This is a genomic window from Pseudomonas sp. R1-43-08, assembly GCF_003852255.1.
GTDB lineage: Bacteria > Pseudomonadota > Gammaproteobacteria > Pseudomonadales > Pseudomonadaceae > Aquipseudomonas.
In genome coordinates, this window is the sequence record NZ_CP027734.1 from 4988669 (window position 1) to 4997916 (window position 9248).

Sequence of the window (9248 nt, forward strand, 5' to 3'; positions counted from 1 at the left end):
TTACTTGCGGATCGGCTTACGCGGACCTTTACGGGTACGCGCGTTAGTCTTGGTACGCTGACCGCGTACTGGAAGACCACGACGATGACGCAGACCACGGTAGCAACCGAGGTCCATCAAACGCTTGATTTTCATGTTGATTTCGCGACGCAGGTCACCTTCAGTGGTGAACTTCGCCACTTCGCCACGCAACAGCTCAATCTGCTCGTCGCTCAGATCTTTGATCTTTGCGGCTGGGTTTACCCCAGTATCTGCGCAAATCTTCTGCGCAGTAGTGCGACCAACACCATAGATGTAGGTCAGCGAGATAACAGTGTGCTTGTTATCTGGAATGTTAACGCCTGCAATACGGGCCATTCAGTGGGACTCCAATTGACAGCTACCTACGCCCCGGAAGCCAAGAAATAGGGCGCGAGATAATATCGCTGTAATAACAAATAATCAACCCGGCAGCGCACTAGCTGCCGGGCTTCAAGCGGATCACACTCAGCCTTGGCGCTGTTTGTGACGCGGTTCCGCGCTGCAAATTACTCGAACAACACCTTCGCGGCGAATAATTTTGCAGTTACGGCACAGCTTTTTCACCGATGCACGAACTTTCATCACCAACTCCTCGAACCTTATGGGGTACTCAGCGCAACATGCCGCTGCCGTAGCCCTTCAGGTTGGCTTTCTTCATCAGGGATTCGTACTGGTGCGAAACGAGGTGCGATTGTACTTGGGACATGAAGTCCATCACAACCACGACCACGATCAGCAACGAGGTCCCGCCAAGGTAGAACGGAACGTTTGCTGCAACCACCAGGAACTGGGGAAGCAGACACACGGCCGTCATATATAGAGCACCGAACAGGGTCAAACGAGTCAGAACGCCATCAATGTAGCGCGCAGACTGCTCACCTGGACGAATACCCGGAATAAAGGCACCGGACTTCTTCAGGTTTTCCGCTACGTCTTTCGGATTGAACATCAACGCCGTATAGAAGAAGCAGAAGAAAATAATCCCTGCACTAAACAGCAGAATATTCAACGGCTGACCAGGAGCGATCGACTGAGAGAGGTCCTGCAGCCAGCCCATATTTTCGGACTGACCAAACCAGGTACCCAACGAAGCCGGAAACAGCAAGATGCTGCTCGCGAAAATTGCCGGAATAACGCCGGCCATATTCACCTTCAGCGGCAAGTGGCTAGTCTGCGCAGCAAAGACCTTACGGCCCTGCTGACGCTTGGCGTAGTGAACAGCAATACGACGCTGGCCACGCTCAATGAACACCACAAAACCGATAATCGCTACTGCCAGCAAACCGATGGCAACCAAGGCGAAGATATTGATATCACCCTGACGCGCAGACTCGAAAGACTGCCCGATTGCTCTCGGAAGACCGGCGACGATACCTGCGAAAATCAACATCGAGATACCGTTGCCAACACCACGCTCAGTAATCTGCTCACCCAGCCACATCATGAACATCGCACCAGCCACAAAAGTGGATACCGCGACGAAATGGAAGCCAAAGTCACCAGTGAACGCAACGCCCTGCCCAGCCAGGCCAACGGACATGCCGATAGCTTGAACCAGGGCGAGGACGACAGTGCCGTAGCGGGTGTACTGGCTAATCTTGCGACGGCCAGCTTCACCTTCCTTCTTCAACTGCTCCAACTGCGGGCTGACGGCGGTCATCAGTTGCATGATGATCGATGCCGAAATGTACGGCATGATCCCCAGTGCAAAGATGCTCATCCGTTCCAGCGCGCCGCCGGAAAACATGTTGAACAAGCTAAGAATGGTCCCCTCATTCTGTCGAAACAGGTCTGCGAGTCGGTCCGGGTTGATACCTGGAACCGGGATGTGTGCGCCTATTCGGTAGACGATAATCGCCAGGAACAGAAAACGCAGACGAGCCCAAAGTTCAGACATACCGCCTTTGCCGAGCGCTGAGAGAGCACCTTGCTTAGCCATTTATTCCTCGAACTTGCCGCCAGCTGCTTCGATAGCCGAACGCGCACCTTTGGTGGCGCCGATTCCCTTGCCGATAGTGACAGCGCGAGTCACTTCACCGGACAGCATGATTTTCACACGCTGTACGTTGACGTTGATCACGTTGGCATCTTTCAGGGTCTGCACAGTAACGATGTCGCCTTCCACTTTAGCCAGCTCGGACAGACGCACTTCTGCGCGGTCCATGGCTTTCAGGGATACGAAACCGAACTTAGGCAGGCGACGATGCAGCGGCTGTTGACCGCCTTCAAAGCCTGGAGCAATGGTGCCACCGGAGCGGGAGGTTTGACCTTTGTGGCCACGGCCACCAGTCTTACCCAAACCGCTACCGATACCACGGCCCGGACGATGCTTTTCGCGACGGGAACCCGGCGCTGGACTCAGATCATTGAGTTTCATCGATTAACCCTCTACACGCAGCATGTAGTAAGCCTTGTTGATCATCCCGCGATTCTCGGGAGTATCCTGGACTTCTACAGTGTGACCGATGCGACGCAGACCCAGACCTTTAACGCACAATTTGTGGTTAGGGATGCGGCCGGTCATGCTTTTGATCAGCGTTACTTTAACGGTAGCCATGATCAGAAGATCTCCTTGACAGTCAAGCCGCGCTTGGCAGCAATGGACTCAGGAGATTGCATAGCTTTCAAACCCTTGAAAGTGGCGTGAACCACGTTTACCGGGTTAGTCGAGCCGTAGCACTTGGCCAGAACGTTCTGAACGCCAGCAACTTCGAGGACAGCACGCATAGCGCCGCCAGCGATGATACCGGTACCTTCAGAAGCAGGCTGCATGTACACCTTCGAAGCGCCATGGGCGGACTTCATTGCGTACTGCAGAGTGGTGCCGTTCAGATCAACTTGGATCATGTTGCGACGAGCAGCTTCCATTGCCTTCTGGATCGCGGCAGGCACTTCACGTGACTTGCCACGGCCGAAGCCAACACGCCCTTTACCATCACCAACCACGGTCAACGCGGTGAAAGTGAAGATACGGCCGCCTTTAACGGTTTTGGCTACGCGGTTAACTTGAACCAGCTTCTCAATGTAGCCTTCGTCGCGCTTTTGGTCGTTATTTGACATAACTTAGAACTCCAGCCCAGCTTCACGAGCAGCATCAGCCAGCGCTTTAACGCGGCCGTGGTACTTGAAGCCAGAGCGGTCGAAAGCCACTTGCGAGACGCCCACGGCCTTAGCACGTGTAGCGACCAGCTGGCCAACCTTTGTGGCCGCGTCGATGTTGCCGGTGGCACCATCACGCAGTTCTTTATCCAAAGTCGAGGCGCTTGCCAGGACTTTGTTGCCGTCGGCCGAGATGACCTGGGCGTAGATATGCTGCGACGAGCGGTACACGCAGAGACGCACGACTTCGAGTTCGTGCATTTTCAGGCGTGCTTTGCGAGCGCGACGCAGTCGAGTAACTTTTTTGTCGGTCATTTGCTATGCCCTACTTCTTCTTGGCTTCTTTACGACGGACGACTTCGTCCGCGTAGCGCACACCTTTGCCTTTGTACGGCTCTGGTGGACGGAAGTCGCGGATCTCAGCGGCCACCTGACCTACCAGCTGCTTATCGATGCCCTTGATCAGGATATCGGTTTGGCTAGGGGTCTCAGCGGTGATGCCTTCCGGCAGTTCGTAATCCACTGGGTGCGAGAAGCCAAGGGCAAGGTTCAGAACCGTGCCTTTTGCTTGCGCTTTGTAACCAACACCGACCAGCTGGAGCTTACGCTCGAAGCCTTGGCTTACGCCTTGGACCATATTGTTTACCAACGCACGCGTGGTACCGGCCATTGCGCGAGTTTGTTGATCGCCATTGCGAGCAGCGAAACGCAGCTCACCAGCTTCTTCAACGATCTCAACGGACGAATGGATGTTCAGTTCAAGAGTGCCCTTGGCACCCTTCACCGAAAGCTGTTGGCCTGCGAATTTGACTTCGACACCGGCTGGCAGCTTAACGGGGTTCTTAGCGACGCGAGACATGCTTATCCCCCCTTAGAACACAGTGCAAAGAACTTCGCCGCCGACACCGGCAGCGCGCGCAGCACGATCCGTCATCACACCTTTGTTGGTGGAGACGATAGACACGCCCAGACCGCCACGAACTTTCGGCAGATCTTCAGCGGACTTGTACTGACGCAGGCCTGGACGGCTAACGCGCTTCACTTCCTCGATGACCGAACGGCCTTCGAAGTACTTCAGCTCGATGGACAGCAACGGCTTGATTTCGCTGCTGATCTGATAACCCGCAATGTAACCTTCGTCTTTCAGGACTTTGGCAACAGCTACCTTCAACTTGGAAGATGGCATGCTTACGACGGACTTTTCAGCCATCTGGGCATTACGGATACGAGTTAGCATGTCCGCTAACGGGTCCTGCATACTCATGGGCTAGACGCTCCTAATACACAAAAAATTAGCCTTGCGGCTACATATGTCGCCGAGAATCTCCGAGCGTAAAAAACACGGGCTCAGGCGAGCCGCGTATTTTAGACACAGTCCGGAAATGAAACAAGCCCCAAAAGGGGCTTGTTCCAGATTCAAGGTCACCGGCGGTCAGTATCTTGCGATACCAACCACCTTGACGCTGAAAGTACTTACCAGCTGGCTTTAACCAGACCTGGTACGTCACCACGCATTGCCGCTTCACGCAGTTTGTTACGGCCGAGGCCGAACTTGCGGTAAACGCCGTGTGGACGACCGGTCAGGCGGCAGCGGTTACGCATGCGCGAGGCGCTTGCGTCACGTGGCTGCTTCTGCAGAGCAACTGTAGCTTCCCAACGCGCTTCTGGACTTGCGTTCAGATCAACGATGATTGCTTTCAGTGCTGCACGCTTCTTGGCGTACTTGGCAACCGTGAGCTGACGTTTCAGCTCGCGGTTTTTCATGCTCATCTTGGCCATGGTCCTACTCCAATCAGTTGCGGAACGGGAATTTGAAAGCACGCAACAGGGCGCGACCTTCATCATCGTTCTTGGCAGTGGTGGTCAGGGTGATGTCCAGACCGCGGAGAGCATCGATCTTGTCGTAGTCGATTTCCGGGAAGATGATCTGCTCTTTCACGCCCATGCTGTAGTTACCACGACCATCGAAGGACTTGGCATTCAGGCCGCGGAAGTCGCGAACCCGAGGCAGGGAGATCGACAGCAGACGATCCAGGAATTCGTACATACGCTCACGGCGCAGAGTCACTTTGACGCCAATCGGCCAGCCTTCGCGGACTTTAAAGCCAGCGATGGATTTCCGAGCGTAAGTCACAACGACTTTTTGACCGGTGATCTTTTCCAGGTCAGCAACAGCGTGCTCGATGACTTTTTTGTCACCGACCGCTTCGCCCAAACCCATGTTCAGGGTGATTTTGGTAACGCGTGGAACTTCCATCACGTTCGAAAGCTTAAGTTCTTCCTTAAGTTTCGGTGCGATTTCTTTCCAGTAAATCTCTTTTAGTCGTGCCATGGTCTTCTACCTAGCAGTGTTCAAGCATCAACCGCTTTTTGGGTCGACTTGAAGACACGAATTTTCTTGCCATCTTCTACTTTGAAACCAACGCGGTCAGCCTTGTTGGTTTCGCCGTTGAAAATGGCGACGTTAGAAGCGTCCAGCGGAGCTTCTTTTTCGACGATACCGCCCTGCACGCCCGACATCGGGTTAGGCTTGGTATGACGCTTGACCAGGTTCAGACCGCCGATAACCAGACGGTTATTAGCGAGAACCTTAAGCACCTTACCGCGCTTACCTTTGTCTTTGCCGGCGATCACGATGATCTCGTCGTCACGACGAATCTTTTGCATGTCGGATCTCCTTACAGCACTTCTGGGGCGAGCGAGACGATCTTCATGAACTTCTCAGTACGAAGTTCACGGGTCACTGGCCCAAAGATACGGGTGCCGATAGGCTCTTGCTTGTTGTTCAGAAGAACAGCAGCGTTGCCATCAAAGCGGATAATGGAGCCATCAGCACGACGTACGCCGTGACGAGTGCGGACTACAACAGCAGTCATCACTTGGCCTTTTTTCACTTTACCGCGAGGAATTGCTTCCTTGACGGTAACCTTGATGATGTCACCGATACCAGCGTAACGACGATGGGAGCCACCCAGCACCTTGATGCACATAACGCGGCGAGCGCCGCTGTTATCGGCCACATCGAGCATGGATTGAGTCTGAATCATATAATTTCTCCGACCCCTAGTCCTTAGACTTCCACAGCGCGTTCGAGAACATCAACCAATGCCCAAGACTTGGTCTTGGCCAGCGGACGAGTTTCACGAATAGTGACTTTGTCGCCGATGTGGCACTGATTGGTTTCGTCGTGCGCGTGCAGCTTAGTCGAACGCTTAACATATTTACCGTAGATCGGGTGCTTAACGCGACGCTCGATCAAAACGGTGATGGTTTTGTCCATCTTGTCGCTGACAACACGGCCAGTCAGCGTACGGACAGTCTTTTCGGCTTCAGCCATGATCACTTACCTGCCTGCTGGTTGAGCACAGTCTTCACGCGAGCGATGTCACGCTTAACTTGCGAGAGCAGATGAGACTGCCCCAACTGGCCAGTTGCTTTCTGCATACGCAGATTGAACTGGTCGCGCAGCAGGCCGAGCAGTTGCTCGTTCAGCTGCTGTGCGGATTTTTCACGAAGTTCATTCGCTTTCATCACATCACCGTCCGTTTAACAAAGGCGGTGGCGAGCGGCAGCTTTGCAGCAGCCAGGGCAAAAGCCTCACGCGCCAGCTCTTCAGTTACACCCTCGATTTCATACAGGACTTTGCCTGGCTGAATCTGGGCTACCCAGTATTCCACGTTACCCTTACCTTTACCCATCCGAACCTCGAGAGGTTTTTTGGAGATCGGCTTGTCCGGGAATACACGGATCCAGATCTTGCCGCCACGTTTTACGTGACGGGTCAGAGCACGACGCGCTGACTCGATCTGACGAGCGGTGAGACGACCACGAGCTACAGACTTCAGCGCGAACTCGCCGAAGCTGACTTTGCTACCGCGCTGAGCCAGACCACGGTTGTGGCCTGTCATCTGCTTGCGGAACTTCGTACGCTTTGGTTGCAACATTTGGCGTACCCCTTACTTAGCAGCTTTTTTACGAGGCGCTGGTGCTTGTGGTTTCAGTTCTTCTTGGCGACCACCAATTACTTCGCCTTTGAAGATCCAAACCTTTACACCGATCACACCGTAAGTGGTGTGAGCTTCGTAGTTGGCATAGTCGATGTCGGCACGCAGGGTGTGCAATGGCACACGACCTTCGCGATACCATTCAGTACGTGCGATTTCAGCACCGCCGAGACGACCGCTCACTTGGATTTTGATGCCTTTGGCACCAATGCGCATGGCGTTCTGTACAGCGCGCTTCATAGCGCGACGGAACATGACACGACGCTCCAGCTGCTGAGCTACGCTCTGCGCAACCAGCATACCGTCGAGCTCCGGCTTGCGGATCTCTTCGATATTGATGTGCACAGGCACACCCATTTGCTTGGTCAGGTCCTGACGCAGTTTCTCAACATCTTCACCTTTCTTCCCGATAACGATACCTGGACGAGCGGTGTGGATGGTGATACGTGCGGTTTGCGCCGGGCGATGGATATCGATACGGCTTACGGACGCGCTTTTTAGTTTGTCTTGGAGATACTCACGCACCTTCAGATCAGCGAACAAATAGTCCGCATAAGTCCGGCCGTCTGCATACCAGACGGAGGTGTGTTCCTTGACGATTCCCAGGCGAATGCCAATGGGATGTACTTTCTGACCCATCTCTTCGACTCCGTTACTTGTCAGCAACCTTGACAGTGATATGGCAAGACCGCTTGACGATGCGATCAGCACGGCCTTTGGCACGTGGCATGATGCGCTTCAGCGAACGCCCTTCGTTGACGAAAACGGTGCTGACCTTCAGGTCATCAACGTCTGCGCCTTCGTTATGCTCGGCGTTGGCTACGGCCGACTCCAGCACTTTCTTCATGATCTCGGCGGCTTTCTTACTGCTGAAAGCCAACAGGTTGAGCGCTTCGCCCACCTTCTTCCCGCGGATCTGGTCGGCGACCAAGCGGGCTTTCTGGGCGGAGATTCGAGCGCCCGACAACTTAGCGGCTACTTCCATTTCCTAACCCCTTAACGCTTGGCTTTCTTGTCTGCCACGTGCCCACGATAAGTGCGGGTACCGGCAAACTCGCCCAGTTTGTGGCCGACCATGTCTTCGTTAACGAGAACTGGGACGTGTTGACGACCGTTGTGTACTGCGATGGTCAAACCGACCATTTGTGGCAGGATCATCGAACGACGCGACCAGGTTTTAACTGGTTTGCGATCGTTCTTTTCCGCCGCCACTTCGATCTTCTTCAGTAGGTGAAGATCAATAAAAGGACCTTTTTTCAGAGAACGTGGCACTGTCGTATCCCTCTATTTACTTGCGACGACGGACGATCATTTTGTCGGTACGCTTATTACCACGAGTCTTCGCGCCCTTAGTCGGGAAGCCCCATGGCGATACCGGATGACGACCACCAGAGGTACGACCTTCACCACCACCGTGTGGGTGGTCAACCGGGTTCATGGCAACACCACGAACGGTTGGGCGAACGCCACGCCAGCGTTTGGCACCAGCTTTACCCAGCGAACGCAGGCTGTGCTCGGAGTTCGAGACTTCGCCCAGGGTCGCACGGCATTCAGCCAGTACTTTACGCATCTCACCAGAACGCAGACGCAGGGTCACGTAGACACCTTCACGAGCGATCAGCTGAGCCGAAGCACCAGCGGAACGAGCGATTTGCGCGCCTTTACCTGGCTTCAATTCGATGCCGTGTACGGTGCTACCAACTGGAATGTTGCGCAGTTGCAGAGCGTTGCCCGGCTTGATCGGTGCCAAGGCACCTGCGATCAGCTGGTCACCAGCACTCACGCCTTTAGGGGCGATGATGTAGCGACGCTCGCCATCTGCGTACAGCAGCAGAGCGATGTGAGCAGTACGGTTTGGATCGTATTCAATACGCTCGACAGTGGCGGAGATGCCATCTTTGTCGTTGCGACGGAAATCGACCAGACGATAATGCTGCTTATGGCCACCACCGATGTGACGAGTGGTAATACGACCATTGTTGTTACGACCACCAGTCTTCGATTTCTTCTCGAGCAGCGGTGCGTGAGGAGCGCCTTTATGCAGCTCCTGGTTGACCACCTTGACCACAAAACGGCGGCCAGGGGAAGTCGGTTTGCATTTAACGATTGCCATGATGCACCCCT

Annotated in this window: 20 protein-coding genes; all 20 read right to left on the reverse strand. The window is 54.3% G+C overall.

The window, feature by feature from the left end; all coding sequences use genetic code 11:
* Complete coding sequence (gene rpsM / locus C4J87_RS22905) at positions 1-357, reverse strand: 30S ribosomal protein S13 (protein ID WP_003210063.1); 357 nt, start codon at positions 355-357, stop codon at positions 1-3.
* A 129-nt stretch (positions 358-486) separates the two neighbouring features.
* Positions 487-603 (reverse strand): 50S ribosomal protein L36, encoded by a 117-nt coding sequence (rpmJ, locus tag C4J87_RS22910; protein ID WP_002555468.1) that lies wholly within the window; start codon positions 601-603, stop codon positions 487-489.
* 28 nt (positions 604-631) lie between these two features.
* On the reverse strand, positions 632-1960 hold the full coding sequence (secY, locus tag C4J87_RS22915; RefSeq protein ID WP_003194637.1) for a preprotein translocase subunit SecY: 1329 nt from the start codon (positions 1958-1960) through the stop codon (positions 632-634).
* The gene (rplO, locus tag C4J87_RS22920; RefSeq protein WP_003176407.1) at positions 1961-2398 is read right to left on the reverse strand and encodes a 50S ribosomal protein L15; all 438 of its coding nucleotides are present in this window, start codon (positions 2396-2398) and stop codon (positions 1961-1963) included.
* Positions 2399-2401: 3 nt separating this feature from the next.
* Positions 2402-2578 (reverse strand): 50S ribosomal protein L30, encoded by a 177-nt coding sequence (gene rpmD, locus C4J87_RS22925; protein WP_003176408.1) that lies wholly within the window; start codon positions 2576-2578, stop codon positions 2402-2404.
* A 2-nt stretch (positions 2579-2580) separates the two neighbouring features.
* The gene (gene rpsE, locus C4J87_RS22930; RefSeq protein WP_003176409.1) at positions 2581-3081 is read right to left on the reverse strand and encodes a 30S ribosomal protein S5; all 501 of its coding nucleotides are present in this window, start codon (positions 3079-3081) and stop codon (positions 2581-2583) included.
* A gap of 3 nt (positions 3082-3084) precedes the next feature.
* Complete coding sequence (rplR, locus tag C4J87_RS22935) at positions 3085-3435, reverse strand: 50S ribosomal protein L18 (RefSeq protein WP_017135964.1); 351 nt, start codon at positions 3433-3435, stop codon at positions 3085-3087.
* 10 nt (positions 3436-3445) lie between these two features.
* Positions 3446-3979 carry a 50S ribosomal protein L6 gene (gene rplF, locus C4J87_RS22940; RefSeq protein ID WP_003176412.1) on the reverse strand — a complete coding sequence of 178 codons (534 nt, stop codon included), beginning with the start codon at positions 3977-3979 and terminating at the stop codon, positions 3446-3448.
* A gap of 12 nt (positions 3980-3991) precedes the next feature.
* The gene (rpsH, locus tag C4J87_RS22945; RefSeq protein ID WP_003176413.1) at positions 3992-4384 is read right to left on the reverse strand and encodes a 30S ribosomal protein S8; all 393 of its coding nucleotides are present in this window, start codon (positions 4382-4384) and stop codon (positions 3992-3994) included.
* A gap of 209 nt (positions 4385-4593) precedes the next feature.
* Positions 4594-4899 carry a 30S ribosomal protein S14 gene (gene rpsN, locus C4J87_RS22950; protein ID WP_003176414.1) on the reverse strand — a complete coding sequence of 102 codons (306 nt, stop codon included), beginning with the start codon at positions 4897-4899 and terminating at the stop codon, positions 4594-4596.
* 13 nt (positions 4900-4912) lie between these two features.
* Positions 4913-5452, reverse strand: coding sequence for a 50S ribosomal protein L5 (gene rplE, locus C4J87_RS22955; RefSeq protein ID WP_003176415.1), 540 nt, complete (start codon positions 5450-5452; stop codon positions 4913-4915).
* Positions 5453-5472: 20 nt separating this feature from the next.
* Positions 5473-5787: a 50S ribosomal protein L24 gene (gene rplX / locus C4J87_RS22960; RefSeq protein WP_003176416.1), complete on the reverse strand. Its 315-nt coding sequence runs from the start codon at positions 5785-5787 to the stop codon at positions 5473-5475.
* A gap of 11 nt (positions 5788-5798) precedes the next feature.
* Positions 5799-6167: a 50S ribosomal protein L14 gene (gene rplN, locus C4J87_RS22965; protein ID WP_002555479.1), complete on the reverse strand. Its 369-nt coding sequence runs from the start codon at positions 6165-6167 to the stop codon at positions 5799-5801.
* A 23-nt stretch (positions 6168-6190) separates the two neighbouring features.
* Positions 6191-6457 carry a 30S ribosomal protein S17 gene (gene rpsQ / locus C4J87_RS22970; RefSeq protein WP_003176419.1) on the reverse strand — a complete coding sequence of 89 codons (267 nt, stop codon included), beginning with the start codon at positions 6455-6457 and terminating at the stop codon, positions 6191-6193.
* 2 nt (positions 6458-6459) lie between these two features.
* Positions 6460-6651 (reverse strand): 50S ribosomal protein L29, encoded by a 192-nt coding sequence (gene rpmC, locus C4J87_RS22975; protein WP_002555481.1) that lies wholly within the window; start codon positions 6649-6651, stop codon positions 6460-6462.
* A complete protein-coding gene (gene rplP, locus C4J87_RS22980) occupies positions 6651-7064 on the reverse strand; it encodes a 50S ribosomal protein L16 (protein ID WP_003232424.1) in 414 nt (137 codons plus the stop codon). Before rplP ends, rpmC begins: the two co-directional genes overlap by 1 nt.
* A gap of 12 nt (positions 7065-7076) precedes the next feature.
* Complete coding sequence (gene rpsC, locus C4J87_RS22985; RefSeq protein WP_003176422.1) at positions 7077-7763, reverse strand: 30S ribosomal protein S3; 687 nt, start codon at positions 7761-7763, stop codon at positions 7077-7079.
* A gap of 13 nt (positions 7764-7776) precedes the next feature.
* Entirely contained in the window at positions 7777-8109 is a 333-nt protein-coding gene (rplV, locus tag C4J87_RS22990) for a 50S ribosomal protein L22 (RefSeq protein ID WP_003103908.1), read from the reverse strand.
* Positions 8110-8120: 11 nt separating this feature from the next.
* Positions 8121-8396 (reverse strand): 30S ribosomal protein S19, encoded by a 276-nt coding sequence (gene rpsS / locus C4J87_RS22995; protein ID WP_002555486.1) that lies wholly within the window; start codon positions 8394-8396, stop codon positions 8121-8123.
* A 16-nt stretch (positions 8397-8412) separates the two neighbouring features.
* Positions 8413-9237, reverse strand: coding sequence for a 50S ribosomal protein L2 (gene rplB / locus C4J87_RS23000; RefSeq protein ID WP_003176423.1), 825 nt, complete (start codon positions 9235-9237; stop codon positions 8413-8415).
* Positions 9238-9248 lie beyond the last annotated feature (11 nt).